We start from the raw sequence: 16,166 nt of genomic DNA on the forward strand, positions 1-16,166 counted from the left end.
TGTTGTGTTGATGCTTGTTATTAACAGTTGTATTTACAATTTCTACGTAGACCATTAGGGTGTTCTGTTTTTTTATGCTTCTTCTTCGACAACCCTTCTGTACTGATGGGGGTTTACGCTTTTTGGAAGCCTCTTATTTACGAGTTCTTGTTCTTAATATAGAGTTTAGTCCTTATAGAACGCTTATATGAGACAGTTTTTCCTATTAAGAGGGAGTTTCGGGCGTATAGAACGCTTCTATTAGACAATTCCTCCTCTTCAGATGGAGTTTCGGGCGTATAGAACGCTTCTATTAGTCAGTTCCTCCGCTTCAGACGGAGTTTCGGGCGTATAGAACGCTTCTATTAGACAATTCCTCCTCTTCAGATGGAGTTTCGGGCTTATATAGCCTGCCTATCCCATACATTTTCATAAAAAAACCATCACCCCTTCGTTCGAGATGATGGTCTTCACAAATTTAGTAGACTCTTCTTGTTTGCTCATATTCACAAATCTCTTCCATGTACATTTCGGTCAGGCCGATATCGTCCAGTCCTTTTAAAAGCATCTGCTTCCGATATTCATATGCTTCAAAGTGATACTTCACATCATCTCCAACACAAACCTCCTGGAACTCAAGATCCACCTCCAGTTCGAGAGTCTGATTAGAAGCTTTCTCAAAAAGTTGCTCCACCTCTTCTTCTTTTAACACAACCGGTAAGATTCCATTTTTAAAGCAGTTGTTATAAAAGATATCTGCAAATGATGGTGCGATGACCACCTTGATTCCATAATCTTTCAAAGCCCATGGTGCGTGTTCACGAGAAGATCCACAGCCAAAATTCTTTCGTGCCAGAAGAATAGAAGCACCTTTGAATTTAGGGTCATTCATGATAAAAGAATCATTCTTTTCTCCATTTTCTTCAAAGCGCCAATCATAAAAGAGAAATTGACCAAATCCTGTTCGTTCTATTCTCTTCAAAAATTGCTTTGGAATAATTTGATCAGTATCGACGTTGGCTTTATCCAAGGGGATAACTTTTCCGATATGATTGATGAGTGCTTCCATTAGACCACCTCCTCTTTTTCATATCGCCATTCATTCACATTAACAAATCGGCCGCTAATCGCAGCTGCTGCGGCCATCGCAGGACTAACCAAGTGCGTTCGTGCACCTCTTCCTTGTCTGCCTTCAAAATTGCGGTTAGAGGTAGAAGCACATCTTTTCCCTGGAGGGACAACATCTGGGTTCATACTGAGGCACATACTGCAGCCGGCTTCTCTCCATTCAAATCCCGCCTCTAAAAACACCTCGTGAAGCCCTTCTTCTTCAGCCTGTTTTTTCACCTGTTTGGAACCGGGAACGACAAGCGCCGTAACATGGGAAGAGACCATTCTGCCTTTTACCACTTCAGCAGCTTTCCTTAAATCTTCAATGCGTGAATTGGTACAGGATCCGATGAACACATAATCAATGGCAATATCAGAGATCTTCATACCAGGGGTCAACCCCATATAGTCAATTGCTTGTGCGACTGATTTTCTTTCCCCTTCATTTTCAATAGTAGCAGGATTCGGCACCCTACCACTGATACTTGTGCCCATTGAGGGATTCGTCCCCCATGTTACCTGTGGTTCTAAATTTGTAATGTCAAATTGGATTTCTTTATCATAAACCGCACCCTCATCTGAGCGTAATGCGTACCATTCCACTTCCGCCTTGTCGCGTTCCTCCCCGACAGGAGCATATTTTCTTCCTTTTAAATAGGAGAAAGTCGTTTCATCTGGTGCAACAAGTCCTGCGCGAGCCCCGGCTTCAATGGCCATATTACAGATGGTCATGCGTTCCTCCATGGACATCTCTTCCATTACCTTACCGGTAAATTCAAGTACATACCCTGTGCCAAAATCTGTACCGTATTTTGCAATCACAGCCAAGATAAGATCTTTAGCAGAGACTCCCAGTGGCCTGAGACCAGTAAAATCAACCTTTAATGTCTTAGGTTTTGACTGCCATAAGCATTGGGTGGCAAGAACATGCTCGACTTCACTTGTACCTATTCCAAATGCCAAGGCACCAAAAGCTCCATGTGTGGAGGTATGGCTATCGCCGCAAACGATGGTTTTGCCTGGTAAAGTCAAACCCAGCTCAGGTCCGATTACATGGACAATTCCTTGTTCTGTGCTGTGAAGATCTGCAAGTCTAATTCCAAACTCTTTGCAGTTTGCTTCCAGTGTGGTCATTTGTTTGGAGGCGATTTCGTCTGTCACATGGAACGGGTTGATGGTTGGGACGTTATGGTCCATGGTTGCAAATGTTAGGTCTGGTTGTCTTACTTTTCTTCCTGATAGACGGAGTCCCTCAAATGCTTGAGGAGAGGTGACTTCGTGCACTAAGTGGAGGTCGATGTATAACAGGCTTGGTTTGTTCTCTTCCTTTACTACTGTATGACGATCCCAGATTTTCTCGAATAGTGTTCTTGGCTGCATGTCACTCACCTTCCTTGTTTTATATGTGTATTAATTTGTTACAAAAAGTTTGGTTTTCTTTGAAACTCCTTTCGATTTCCGTTCCAGGTGTTCGCTTTCCGCGGGACGGTGCTTGAGCCTCCTCACTTCGTTGCGGGGTCTCAACCAACCGTTACTCCCCCGCTGGAGTCTCACACCTTGCACTTCAATCTACAGGTAAATACTACTTACTTTGGAACTTGCTAACTCTTTATTGGCGCTCTCAGATAACTCCTGACTGCTTCTCCCATTTGGGTTGTTCCTAGGACGCGTTCCCATTCTGTGCCGATGTCATGGGTGCGGTAGCCTTCTTCAAGTGCAAGGTCTACTGCTTTTTCGACAGAGGCTGCTTCTTCCTCTAATCCGAGGGAATGCCTGAGTAGCATGGCGGCTGAAAGGATGGTAGCCAACGGATTGGCAATATTTTTGCCGGCAATATCAGGTGCAGAACCGTGAATTGGTTCGTAAAGGCCTGGACCATCTACCCCGAGACTTGCAGAAGGCAACATGCCAAGGGAGCCCGTCAACATGGAGGCTTCATCGCTTAATATGTCTCCAAACATGTTTTCTGTCACGATTACATCAAAATGTCGAGGATTTCTGACCAATTGCATGGCCGCATTGTCTACTAACATGTGGTCTAATTGAACATCTGGGTACTCTTTTGCAATCCGATTAGCCGTTTCCCTCCACAGCCTGCTGCTCTCCAACACATTTGCTTTATCAACAGATGTAAGTATTTTCTTTCTTCCTTGCGCGACTTCAAATCCTTTTCGAATGATGCGTTCGATTTCTTTTTCCGTATAGTAAAGGGTATCGATTACTTCTAGTCCATCCTTCCCTTGTCGTCTTTCACGGGGAGACCCAAAATATATGCCTCCTGTCAGTTCCCTGACTATTAAGATATCTGTATCTAAAACCACTTCTCTTTTTAAGGGAGATGCATGGATTAGAGATTCAAAAAGTGTGACAGGGCGGAGATTAGCATAAAGTTTTAACTGCTTGCGAATTCCGAGCAATCCAGCTTCCGGCCTTCTATCCGGTGTTTCTTGATCCCATTTTGGTCCACCTACGGCTCCTAATAGGACTGCGCGGCTGTTTTTACATATGTCTACCGTTTCTTGTGGAAGGGGAGTTCCTGTCTCATCGACAGCAACTCCCCCGATTTTGCCATAATTAAATGAAAAAGTATGTTGAAAATTCTTGGCTACCTGCTCTAATACAAGGATCGCTTCCCTTACGACTTCCGGGCCGATTCCGTCACCAGGCAGGACACTGATGGTAAACTGACTCATCCTACCTCCACCCCTTTTGCTGAGTATCTTGCAAACTTTTCTTTTATAGATAAGCGATTGACTGCATCCAAATAGGCTTTTGCGGAAGCCTCCAGCACATCATGCTCAATTCCTCTTCCGCTTGATACTTCACCTTCACAGTTTATTTTCACATACACCTCTGCAAGTGCGTCACTACCATTTGTGGTAGATTGGATGCGATAGTCAAGTAAGGATATTTCCTTTTGCAGAATTCTACAGATTGTATTATAGACAGATTCGACGCTTCCTTTGCCTGTAGCAGATTCTTGAAGCACCTCTCCGTCTTCAGTTTTGATGGCAATAGTGGTCGTTGGAATAATATTGGAGCCGTAAGAGATTTGTAAAGTTTCCATCCGGTAATGCGGGAATAGTCCCTTTACAGACGAATCCATCATCAGGGCAAAAATATCGTCCTCCGTTACTTCTTTCTTTTTCACCGTAAGATCCTTGAATGCTTTAAACAGCTTTTTCCCTTCTTCCTCGTTTAAGAATAATCCGAGTTCCTCGCATCGTTGCTTAAAGGCATGACTGCCGGAGTGCTTTCCAAGGACCATTTTATTTGAGTGCAACCCGACCATCTCGGGATTGATTACTTCATAGGTACTCTTGTTTTTCAGTACCCCATCCTGGTGAATTCCTGATTCATGGGCAAAGGCGTTAGCTCCTACGACCGCTTTATTTTGTGGAACAATCATACCGGTCAGTTTGCTGACAAGATTACTTGTTCTGACCGTTTGTTTTAAATCAATATTTGTTTCCACCTCGTACACGTCTTTCCTTATTTGAAGGGCAACGATGATTTCTTCTAAGGAAGCATTTCCTGCACGTTCCCCGATTCCATTGATGGTTCCTTCAATCTGATCGACACCGCTTTGGATGGCTGCGAGTGAATTGGAAACAGCCATTCCAAGGTCGTCGTGGCAATGGGCAGAGAGTTTTACTTTATGGATATTCGGTACATGTTCGCGAATATATGTGATTAGTTGAGCATATTCCAGTGGAGTCGTGTACCCTACCGTGTCAGGAAGATTGATGACATTTGCCCCGGCATCAATAACCTTTTCAATAATATGAGCCAAGAACGGCCATTCGCTTCTTGTTGCATCTTCGGCAGACCATTGAACATGATCGAAAAAACGTTTTGCGTATTCGACTGCCTGAACGGCTGCTTCCACCACTTCTTTCGGCTTTTTCTTTAATTTGTATTCCATATGGATGGGAGAGGTTGCTAAAAACACATGGATCCCGTTGATTTTAGCATCTTTTACCGCTTCATAGACTGCATCAATATCTGATATTACTGAACGGGCCAGACCAACCACTCTTGACTTTTTAATGGTCCTGGCAATTTGCTGGACTGCTTGAAAATCCCCGTAGGAGGAAGCAGGAAATCCTGCCTCCATGACATCTACTCCGTATTTTTCTAACTGAATGGCAATCTCCAGTTTCTCGTGGGGATGAAGGTTTACTCCTGCTGACTGTTCACCGTCTCGTAATGTGGTATCAAATATGTCAACCTTTCGCACTGCCAACGACTCCTTTCTTCTTCGATTGGATGAATGGCATTTTCGCGCGGAGCTCCCTTCCTACCACTTCGATTGGGTGTTGTTTTTCTTGTTCATTAATAGAATGGAACATTGGGCGGTTTGCCTGGTTTTCAAGTACCCATCCTTTGGCGAATTGTCCAGATTGGATTTCCGAAAGGATTTTTCTCATTTCATCCTTTGTTCCGTCATTAACTACTCGTGGTCCAGCGGTAAAATCACCCCACTGTGCAGTGTCTGAAATAGAGTAGCGCATTCCCTCTAATCCATTTTCATATAAAAGATCAACGATTAATTTTAGTTCATGCAAACATTCAAAGTAGGCGACTTCTGGCTGGTACCCTGCTTCCACTAACGTTTCAAAGCCAGCTTTTACAAGGGCTGTGGTCCCTCCGCAAAGTACTGCTTGTTCCCCAAATAAATCTGTTTCTGTTTCTTCCTTGAAAGTTGTTTCCATAACGGCAGCTCTTCCCGCACCTACTGCTTTGCTGTAAGCCAATGCTACCTCTTTTGCTTCCCCTGAAGCGTTTTGATGGACTGCAAAGAGTGCAGGTACACCGCCGCCTTCTTCATAAACGCGTCTCACTAAGTGGCCAGGCCCTTTTGGTGCGACTAAGAATACATCCACGTCTTTTGGAGGAACCACCTGATGAAAATGGACATTGAAGCCATGGGCAAATGCCAATGCTTTTCCTGCTGTTAGATGTGGTTCAATTTCCTGTTTGTAAACTTCCGGTTGCCTCTCGTCAGGAAGTAATACCATTACCACATCTGCCTGGGCGACTGCTTCTCCCACGGAGTATACTTGGAATCCGTCTTCTTTTGCTTTATCCCAAGAGCCACCGGTTCGAACTCCTACTACTACTTCTACGCCGCTCTCACGTAGATTTTGTGCGTGTGCATGGCCTTGGGATCCGTAGCCTACTACTGCTACCTTTTTTCCGTTAAGTGCTGCTTGGGAGATGTCGTCGTTATAATACATGTTTGCTGCCATTTGAAATTCCTCCTTGGGAAAATATAAGTATTTGAACGAACTCCAGATGACTTTCGTTCCAGACGTTCGCTTTCCGGGGGACGGTGCTTGAGCCTCCTCACAACGCTTCAGGGGTCTCAACCTACCGTTATCTCCCCAGGAGTCTTACACCTTGCACTCCAGTCAACGGGTAAAACTGCATTATTAATAAGAATATTCGGTTAATTTGTTAGAGCGATTTGCTCGGAAATGTCGGTGATTTGGATGACGTCGATTTGTTTGTCAAGTTGGAGCTTTATTTTTTCCACTTCTTGTTCTTCCACCACGTTAACAACGATGGTCATAAGGGAAATGGAAGACTCATTGACAGGTGCTACTGCCAGGCTTTCAATGTTTAATCCCTTTCGCAAGAACAGATTGGTCAATCGGTTCAATACTCCAAGCTGGTTGTTTACTAGGAGCGACAATGTACGCTTCATGGCTTCACACCTTCCATTTGTTGAATTCCTTTTCCAGGGGCAATCATCGGATACACATTTTCCGTTGGAGTCACCCGGCAATCTAATAGATAGGGCTCATCTGTAGCAAGTGCTTTAGTGAATGCAGCTTTGAATTCTTCTTCATTTTGGACTACTACCGCCTTGATTCCAAAAGCATCGGACAGTTTTACGTAATCCGGTTGGTTCGGGAGCAAGGATTCTGAGTATCTTTCTTTGTAAAAGAGTTGCTGCCATTGTCGTACCATTCCCATAGATTGATTGTTTACGAGCACTACTTTTACCGGAAGTTTGTATTCTTTTAGGACAGCCAGCTCCTGTAGTGTCATTTGGAACCCAGCATCCCCAAGGACTGCTACAACTGTAGAGGGCCGTTCCGCCACCTGCGCACCAATGGCTGCCGGTAATCCAAAACCCATGGTTCCGAGTCCCCCTGAAGTTACCCAGCGATCAGGCTTTTGAAAACCATGATATTGCGCTGCCCACATTTGATGTTGCCCTACGTCTGTTGTGACAATCGCTTCTCCTTTTGTAAGTTCATGAACAAGTTCTACAAGCTTCTGAGGCTTAAATGTTTCTCCATCTTCTATATACCATAGTGGATATTCTTCTTTAGATTGCAAGAGTTGCTCCAGCCAACTACTTGTATCCGCCGTTTCTGGTAATTCCTTTAATAGTAATTGAAGTGACTTTGCGGCATCCCCGATAACAGGATAATCAGTCGGAACATTTTTGCCGATTTCAGAAGGATCAATATCAAAATGAACCACCTTCGCAAATTTGGCAAACTCTTGCAAGTTTCCTGTTAGTCTGTCATCAAACCTTGCTCCGATATTAATAATTAAATCCGCTTCATATAAGGCCATATTGGCTGTATATGTTCCGTGCATGCCCGCCATTCCAAGAAAGAGAGGGTGGTCTGCCGGAAAACTGCCAAGTCCAAGTAATGTATTGGCTACTGGGATTGTCGTTTTAGCAACCAGTTCCTTCAATTCACTCGTTGCTTTACTGTGGAGAACGCCTGCGCCAGCTAAAATGACGGGCTTTTCCGCTTTCTTCAAGGCCTGTGCTACTTTTTTCACTGCCTGCTGGTCCGGCTCAGTTTGTAGCTTATAACCCGGAAGGTGCACTTCTTTTGAATAGTCGTAAATACCTGACGTGGCAGTGATGTCTTTGGGAATATCAACCAATACCGGCCCTGGTCTCCCAGTGGATGCAATATGGAACGCTTCTTTAAAAATTCTTGGGAGATCCTTGACATCTTGGACCTGAAAATTATGTTTGGTAATTGGCATCGAAATTCCTAAAATCGGTGCTTCTTGAAAGGCGTCTGACCCAAGGACCTGCGAATTAACCTGACCCGTAATTACGACTAATGGCAGGGAATCAATCATGGCATCCGCAAGACCAGTGACGATGTTGGTGGCACCGGGACCGGAAGTGGCAATGACCACTCCAGGTTTCCCAGTTACCCTTGCATACCCTTCTGCAGCATGGATCGCACCTTGTTCATGTCGGGTTAAAAGATGAGGAATTCCGCCATCATATAGTGCGTCGTAAATGTTTAATACAGCGCCACCTGGATACCCGAATATTACTTCCACTTTCTCTTCTTTTAACGCTTCAACAATCATCCGTGAACCTGTCAGCAGTTTTTGCGCCACCTTTGTTCCGCTCTTTTCAACTGTACTCATTCGTTCTCCACCTCCTTGTGTTCGATGCTATACTTTTAGAATTCCTCCAGTATTAGCTGACGTTACAAGTGCTGCATATCTTGCAAGGTAACCGCTTTTCACTTTTGATTCTGGTGGTTGCCAGTTCTTTTTTCTCGCTTCTAATTCTTCCGTCTCAACCAATAAATGTATGGTTCGTTTTGGTAAGTCTATTTGAATGATATCTCCATTTTCCACAAAAGCGATTGGACCGCCTTCTGCTGCTTCAGGGGAGATATGTCCAATAGAGATACCCCTTGATGCACCAGAGAATCTGCCATCTGTGATGAGTGCCACTTTAGTGGATAGCCCTCTCCCAGCAATAGAGGAAGTTGGTGCAAGCATCTCAGGCATTCCAGGTCCGCCTTTTGGCCCTTCATATCTGATGACTACTACATGTCCTTCTCGGACTTGACCACTGTTAATACCTTCCTGGGCCTCATCTTGTGATTCAAAAATGATGGCTTCTCCTGTAAATGTTTTGATAGATGGATCTACTGCTCCAACCTTTATGACGCTACCATTTGGTGCAAGGTTTCCAAATAGAATACTCAACCCTCCGACAGGACTATATGGATTATCTTTTTTCCTGATGACCTGGTCATTTACGATCTGTGCATGATCTACCACTTCTTGAATAGATTGACCGGAAATGGTGAGACGATCAGGATGGATGGCACCTTCAATTTGGCAAAGTTCCTTTATGATGGCACTTACTCCACCTGCTTCATGGACATCCTGCATAGAATAGTCTGATGCCGGACTTACTTTGCATAGATATGGGATCCTTTCTGCGATTTTATTAATGTCTTCTAATTTGTACTCAATTCCAGCTTCATGTGCGATGGCAAGTGTATGTAGAACGGTATTGGTAGATCCGCCCATTGCCATGTCGAGTGCAAAAGCATCGTCGATTGCTTCTTTAGTGATGATATCTCTTGGTCTTACATCTTCTTCGATTTGTCTCATAAGATGTTTTGCAGCATCTTTAATCAGTTGGTGGCGCTCATTGGAGGTTGCCACCATGGTACCGTTCCCAGGGAGTGCCACTCCTAGCATTTCCATCAAGGTATTCATGGAGTTAGCCGTGAACATCCCCGAGCAGGAGCCGCATGTTGGACAAGCACTTGACTCAATTTCCAGCAGTTCTTCTCGGGACATCTTTCCTGAAAGGACACTTCCTACTCCTTCAAAAACGGATACAAGCGATAATGGCCTACCGTCTTTTGTTCTTCCGGCTTCCATTGGGCCTCCGGAAACGAATACTGCTGGGACATTGGTTCTAGCCGCTGCCATTAGCATTCCTGGTGTGATCTTGTCACAGTTCGGAATGTAAAACACGCCGTCAAACCAGTGAGCGTTAATGACAGTTTCTGCTGAGTCTGCAATCAGCTCCCGACTTGGTAGGGAATAACGCATTCCAATATGTCCCATGGCAATTCCGTCATCCACTCCGATTGTATTGAACTCGAAAGGAACCCCACCAGCTTCCCTGATTGCTTCCTTTACCACTTCTGCAAATTTATTTAAATGCATATGCCCTGGGATAATATCGACATAAGAGTTACAGACACCGATGAATGGCTTATCCATATCCTCCGGCTTTACCCCTGTTGCATGCAACAAACTTCTATGTGGTGCTCTGTCAATTCCTCTCTTGATCGTATTACTTCTCATCGATTGCTTCACTCCTTTAGAAGGGACCCTGACAATTTACTTGTGATGACATGGCCCCTTTTTAATGCTTTAACGTAGTGAGGGTCAGACCCCTCTTCAGCGCTTTAACGTAGCGAGGGTCAGACCCCTCTTCAACGCTTTAATGTAGCGAGGGGCAGACCCCTCTTCAACGCTTTAATGATTCAACGCTTCACCCAGCAGCACTCCACCGTTGATTTCCCAGCCTACTTGAGTTTCTTCTGGGTAGACTTTGTGGCCGTCTTCTACGACTAGCTGGCGGAAGCGGTTTAGGATTTTGTGGGTTTCTTTGCCTGGTTTTCCGTCTGCGATTTTCCTAGCATCAAGACTGATAACTGGGATTACTTCTGCTGCAGTTCCAGTCAAGAACACTTCGTCAGCTACATACACATCATGCCTTGTAAACGGTTCTTCTCGTACGTCATATCCCATTTCATTCGCGAGATCGATGATGGCATTTCGCGTGATACCTTCCAGTGCTCCAACATAACTTGGCGGCGTTAGTAGTTTATTGCCCTTTAGGATAAAGATGTTCTGTCCTGATCCTTCTGCAACATACCCTTCTGTGTTAAGCGTTAGGGCTTCATTGGCACCAGCCATATTTGCCTCCGCTTTTACCATGATGTTATTTAAGTAGTTAAGTGATTTTACTTTCGGACTTAAGATATCCGGACGGTTTCTTCTAGTAGGAACGGTTACCATCGTAATGCCTACGTCATAGAGTTCTTTAGGGAATAATGCCAGTTGCTCAGCAATGACAATTAGGTTTGGAGTTTTGCATTTTGTGGGATCTAAACCGAGATCGCCGACTCCTCTTGATAGGACCAGTCGAATATAGGCCGTATCATGCAATTTGTTCTTTCTGAGAGTCTCAACGATAATATCCTCAAGTTCAGACATGGTATAGGGGACGTCCAATAATACAGACCTTGCAGAATCATATAATCTTTCAAGATGTTCGCGAAGACGGAATACATTTCCGTTGTACATTCGGATTCCTTCAAAAACGCCATCGCCATATAGGAATCCGTGATCATATACAGATACAACTGCCTTCTCTTTTTCTACTAGCTGCCCATTCATATAGATGTATCTACACATAACTAATCTCCTCTTTCTATTTTTTATTGTTTGAATATTCTGACATATAACAGTTTAAAAGTTGCCCCTTGGTCAGGCTGAATAAACGTCAAGCGTTTATCAGAACCTATCCGTAGAGGCTTTTTTCCTCGCGGTGTACACCATCTGTCAAGATCGTGCTGGTATCGCTTGGACCAGTCATGATTGGAAAATTGGGCTGATATTGCAAAGATTTTCTTTCTTGCACTACCACTTTACTTTCCTGAAATCACCGGAACCCTAGACACCCTTCTGATAAGGGAAATGTTATTTCTTTTATCAATGTTTCTTTGAGTTGATGTTATTTTAATACCGTCGATACAGGCCGTCAACACCTAATTTCAGATAATTCAAATTTTACAGACAATATAAAAACGCTTTCATTTTTGTCCTATAAACAAAGAAAACGCTTACAAATGTTTGTTAAATTTTTTTACATACCCTTCTTTTTTCTCTCAAAACATAAAAAAAGAACGAGTTACCCCGCTCTTTTCTAAGACAATCTAACATTATATCAATAAATTAAATAACTGTTTGTCTTTATTAATTTCGATATAGGTAAATCCTTTCTTTTCCATACGTTCAATAATAGCAAAATAATCGTCAGGCTTGCGCAGTTCGACGCCGACCAACACCGGGCCCTTGTCTCGGTTATTTTTCTTGGTGTACTCAAATCGTGTGATATCGTCTGTTTCTCCCAAAACATCCTCCATAAATTCACGCAATGCACCTGCACGTTGAGGGAAGTTGACAATGAAATAGTGCTTAAGCCCTTCATAGATCAAGGACCTTTCTTTCATTTCTTGCATCCGGTCTAAATCATTGTTTCCTCCGCTCACAATACAGACTATCGTCTTACCGGCGATCTCATCCTTATAAAAATCTAGTGCAGCAATAGACAAAGCTCCTGCCGGCTCGGCAATAATGGCATTCTCGTTATACAAATTTAAAATGGTGGTACAGACCTTCCCTTCTGGTACCAATACCACATCATCTACGAGGTCTTTGGTCATTTCAAACGGCAGCTCTCCTACCTGCTTCACAGCGGCTCCATCTACAAAGCTATCAATCTCATTTAGTCGCACTACTTCATTTTGCGCTAATGATTGCTTCATACCTGGAGCACCGAATGGTTCCACACCAATTAATTTTGTATGGGGACGCTTTTCTTTCAGATAGGACCCGACACCCGAGATTAGCCCTCCTCCTCCTATACTCATAAACACATGAGAACACTCTTCCTGCAGTTGCTCAGAAATTTCCAAGCCTACTGTTGCCTGTCCTGTAATGGTTAACCTGTCGTCAAATGGGTGGATAAATTTCATCTCTTCCATTTCACAAACTTTCATCGCCTGCTGATAGGAATCGTCGTATGTGTCGCCTGTAAGAACTACATCTGTAAACTCGCCACCAAAAAACTCTACTCGTGACACTTTTTGGCGCGGTGTTGTCGTCGGCATAAAGATCTTCCCTTTTATTCCAAGCTTTTTGCACGCATAGGCAACTCCTTGTGCATGGTTGCCTGCACTCGCACACACCACCCCTTTTGATCGTTGTTCCTCTGTTAGACTATGAACCGAATAGTATGCTCCTCTAATTTTAAAGGACCTTACCACTTGTTGGTCTTCCCGTTTAAGGTACACCTTACAGTTATATCTTTCTGATAGAATGGTATCGAGCTGAAGCGGGGTTCTGACAACCACATCCTTCAGTACCTCATAAGCATGCTCCACTTCTTCAGTTGTTACTCTTGTCTGTAATGCTTTTGCCAATCTTACCGCTCCTTTCTTTAATCGAAAAATGAATATTGTGAATTATTGTACAACATATTGTTTTAAAAAGTCACGATGAAATTTTCACTAATACATATAAAAAAGCATTCGACATCTTTAACTCGTTGTCGGATGCTCTGCTAACACTTTATCAAATTTCTCTTGCCGTTCCGATTTTTTCATTCTTGGACAGGTATAACATAAATGCCCTCCTTCTGTTTGATAAGCAAGACAACAAGAAGGTTTTATAGGCATCGGATCATTTAAATTCCAAGGATTATCAATAAATATTAACTTTTTTGCATAGGGATGTTTTGTGGTATTCATTCCCATGCAAGATGAAGGATTTCCATTCTTAAACTTTCCCACGTTTTTTTCATATTGCAACTTATATCTTTCAGGAAGACTAGAATGCTTCATCCGGTCTGAAATCCAATAAAGACTATGAGTAGCCTGGTACCACATATGTAAAAGATGGTTGCTATCTGACCTAGAGTGCATTTGCTTATATACGGGATTCATTATATCTTTATAAAATTCTTCCACCCACTCTATGTCCCCTTTTTCAACTATATCCTTCGAATGAATGACAAATGAAATCAGCATCGTTCCTCGTTGATTTTTATATAGTTGCAGTTTAATATTTTCTGTAGTGATCTTCCATCCATCCGAAGATAAAAAATGCATAGACCCACATAAATATCCAAACCAGCCTGCAAGGTACATGACAGTAACATCTTTGGTCGTTGCCTTGATTTCCTCTCCATAGATATCCATTAATTTTTGTAGAATATCAGAATATACTAATTCCCTTATCCGACATTCCCAGACAGCATCCACTTTCTCTTGGTTCGTCATATAAAAGAAATTCTCCATCTGCTCCCATGTCCATCCTTGTGCTTGAAGCTCCATCTGCTCCCTCCTTTTATAAAAAGAAGGCTGACAGCATATGTCAACCTTCCCTATTCTTCCTTACATTTCTTCCATATACTTCACGATATCTTCTAATAGAAGATTTGCAGCTTTAATTCCACCAGATAGGTTCCAAATGATTTCATCTACTTTGTAGGCAGAATCCGTTTTTGCAACATTTAGCTTTTCATAAAGAGGATGCTGCATCCAAGCTTCTTGCATTTTTGTTCCGCCTTTTTCCTCATCATAGTCGGCATTGAAATAGAACATTATGTCTCCATCCATGCTGCTCATCTGTTCTTCTGTAATGACTTCCATGAAATCATCTTTATCTTGTGCTTCTGGACGTGCAAATCCTAAGTCAGAAAGAATCGTTCCAGCAAATGTATCTTTTTGATAGATACGAACTGTCGTCGGTAAGAAACGGACAACGGATATTTCCATATCCAATTTATCTGCAAGCTTCCCTTTCACTTCTTCTACATGCTTATCGTAATTTGCCATCGCTTCTTTGCCTTCAGCCTCTTTGTTCAATGCTTTTGCATATAGTTCAAAGTTTTGCTTCCAATCACCTGCTAAATCTTCTGAGAATACAGTTGGTGCTATCGCTTCTAATTGTTCATAAATTTCTTCATGACGGATCTTGTTTCCAATAATCAAGTCAGGTTGAAGACTTGCAATCGTTTCAAGGTTTGGTGCTGTTTCTTCCCCCAGCTCCGTTACCTCTTCCATTTCGTCTTTGATATGAGCGTACCATTCCGTCCCTACACCAGGACTAGCAGCACCGATAGGAGTTACACCAAGTTCCAATACAGCTTCTGTTCCTTCGTTTGTAAGTACAACCACTTTTTGCGGCGTATCTTCAATAGTTGTTTCCCCCATTGCATGTTGAACCGTGTATTCTGTCAGCTCTTCCGTTTTTACTGCTTCATCGCCCTTAGAACTGTTCACTGTATCGCTTCCTGTATTGTTTGCCCCGCATCCAGCTAAAATTAATGCCAATATACTGAATGCAAGCAGTAATTGAATAAACCCTTTATTCTTTCTCATTTCTATCTCCCTTTCTTTTGACTGTGATTCAGTCTATGTAATTGATAATGATTTTCATTATTATTATAGGTCGCATAGAATAGGAAATCTATGCACTTTTTGAACATTTTGCATGGACTTTTTGACACACGATTATTTTCAGGCACCGTTTCGGACAAAGGCTGTAGTGGTTTGTTACAATATGCCTTATGAAATAATGGAACATTTAAGCATATGAAAAGAGGGATAGAAGTTGTTGAACAGTGGGTTAGTGCTTGAAGGCGGAGGTATGCGCGGAGTATATACTGCCGGAATTTTAGAATATTTTATGGAAAAGGACTTATACTTTCCATATGTGATTGGCGTTTCTGCCGGAGCTTGTATGGCAGCTTCCTATCTATCCAGACAGCCAGGTAGAAACAAAAAGGTAAATATCGACTTCGTTGGAGACCCTAGATATCTTTCCTATCGAAACTATTGGAAAAAACGACAGATGTTTGACATGGACTTTTTATTTGATGAAATCCCAAATAAACTTGTTCCTTATGACTATGAGACATTCTTGAACAGAACAGAGCGGTTTGTGGTTGTGACGACGGATTGTCTGACTGGTGAGCCCATCTATTACAACATGGATCAACATGGAGAAGATATGCTCCAACTGATACGTGCATCAAGCTCTCTTCCCTTTGTTGCACCAAGTGTTGCCTATCAAGACAAAATGCTCTTAGACGGGGGAATCATTGATCCTATTCCATTAAAAAAAGCACAAAAAGATGGCTTTGAGAAAAATGTTGTTATCTTGACAAAGCCTATTGGCTACAAAAAGAAAGCAAGCAGATTTTCTTCTCTTTTCAAATACAAGCCGTATCCGATTATCTCAGATCGTCTTCAGACACGGTATAAGCTCTATAATGACACGTTGGACTATGTGGCATCAGAGAAGAATACTGGCTCTACTTTTGTATTTCAACCAAGCAAGCCTATCCCTGTAGGCAGAATGGAACGAAAAAAGGAACGCCTTCAAGCACTTTATGAACTAGGGTATGAAGATGCAGAAAAAAATTACAATGCACTACAAGATTTTTTACAAAACTAAGATAGAAACTG

Annotated in this window: 13 protein-coding genes; 1 reads left to right on the forward strand and 12 read right to left on the reverse strand. The window is 42.7% G+C overall.

The features are described 5' to 3' along the window. Positions 1–457: 457 nt before the first annotated feature. From leuD to HF078_RS08720, 12 genes are all read right to left on the reverse strand, one after another. Entirely contained in the window at positions 458–1,048 is a 591-nt protein-coding gene (gene leuD, locus HF078_RS08665) for a 3-isopropylmalate dehydratase small subunit (RefSeq protein WP_169290776.1), read from the reverse strand. Then, positions 1,048–2,469, reverse strand: coding sequence for a 3-isopropylmalate dehydratase large subunit (gene leuC, locus HF078_RS08670; protein ID WP_169290777.1), 1,422 nt, complete (start codon positions 2,467–2,469; stop codon positions 1,048–1,050). The genes leuD and leuC overlap by 1 nt, the downstream gene beginning before the upstream one ends. 221 nt (positions 2,470–2,690) lie before the next feature. Continuing rightward, complete coding sequence (gene leuB / locus HF078_RS08675; RefSeq protein WP_169290778.1) at positions 2,691–3,782, reverse strand: 3-isopropylmalate dehydrogenase; 1,092 nt, start codon at positions 3,780–3,782, stop codon at positions 2,691–2,693. Next, positions 3,779–5,329 (reverse strand): 2-isopropylmalate synthase, encoded by a 1,551-nt coding sequence (locus HF078_RS08680; RefSeq protein ID WP_169290779.1) that lies wholly within the window; start codon positions 5,327–5,329, stop codon positions 3,779–3,781. The genes leuB and HF078_RS08680 overlap by 4 nt, the downstream gene beginning before the upstream one ends. Next, complete coding sequence (gene ilvC, locus HF078_RS08685; RefSeq protein WP_169290780.1) at positions 5,316–6,341, reverse strand: ketol-acid reductoisomerase; 1,026 nt, start codon at positions 6,339–6,341, stop codon at positions 5,316–5,318. Before ilvC ends, HF078_RS08680 begins: the two co-directional genes overlap by 14 nt. 200 nt (positions 6,342–6,541) lie before the next feature. Next, positions 6,542–6,799, reverse strand: a complete 258-nt coding sequence (ilvN, locus tag HF078_RS08690; protein WP_010192589.1) for an acetolactate synthase small subunit — start codon at positions 6,797–6,799, stop codon at positions 6,542–6,544. Beyond that, positions 6,796–8,511: an acetolactate synthase large subunit gene (gene ilvB / locus HF078_RS08695; protein ID WP_169290781.1), complete on the reverse strand. Its 1,716-nt coding sequence runs from the start codon at positions 8,509–8,511 to the stop codon at positions 6,796–6,798. The genes ilvN and ilvB overlap by 4 nt, the downstream gene beginning before the upstream one ends. 27 nt (positions 8,512–8,538) lie before the next feature. Then, positions 8,539–10,206 carry a dihydroxy-acid dehydratase gene (ilvD, locus tag HF078_RS08700; RefSeq protein WP_169290782.1) on the reverse strand — a complete coding sequence of 556 codons (1,668 nt, stop codon included), beginning with the start codon at positions 10,204–10,206 and terminating at the stop codon, positions 8,539–8,541. A 174-nt stretch (positions 10,207–10,380) separates the two neighbouring features. Next, positions 10,381–11,325 (reverse strand): branched-chain-amino-acid transaminase, encoded by a 945-nt coding sequence (gene ilvE / locus HF078_RS08705; RefSeq protein ID WP_168866058.1) that lies wholly within the window; start codon positions 11,323–11,325, stop codon positions 10,381–10,383. 527 nt (positions 11,326–11,852) lie between these two features. Further along, complete coding sequence (gene ilvA, locus HF078_RS08710; protein ID WP_169290783.1) at positions 11,853–13,115, reverse strand: threonine ammonia-lyase IlvA; 1,263 nt, start codon at positions 13,113–13,115, stop codon at positions 11,853–11,855. A gap of 117 nt (positions 13,116–13,232) precedes the next feature. Further along, the gene (locus HF078_RS08715) at positions 13,233–14,027 is read right to left on the reverse strand and encodes a (2Fe-2S)-binding protein (protein ID WP_169290784.1); all 795 of its coding nucleotides are present in this window, start codon (positions 14,025–14,027) and stop codon (positions 13,233–13,235) included. Between the two features lie 60 nt (positions 14,028–14,087). Continuing rightward, positions 14,088–15,077 carry an ABC transporter substrate-binding protein gene (locus tag HF078_RS08720; RefSeq protein WP_169290785.1) on the reverse strand — a complete coding sequence of 330 codons (990 nt, stop codon included), beginning with the start codon at positions 15,075–15,077 and terminating at the stop codon, positions 14,088–14,090. 232 nt (positions 15,078–15,309) lie between these two features. Here HF078_RS08720 and HF078_RS08725 point away from each other — a divergent pair, with 232 nt between their 5' ends. Then, on the forward strand, positions 15,310–16,155 hold the full coding sequence (locus HF078_RS08725) for a patatin-like phospholipase family protein (RefSeq protein ID WP_169290786.1): 846 nt from the start codon (positions 15,310–15,312) through the stop codon (positions 16,153–16,155). The last annotated feature ends 11 nt before the right edge of the window (positions 16,156–16,166 follow it).

The sequence above is a fragment of the Bacillus sp. RO2 genome (assembly GCF_012911845.1).
GTDB lineage: Bacteria > Bacillota > Bacilli > Bacillales > Bacillaceae_I > Sutcliffiella_A.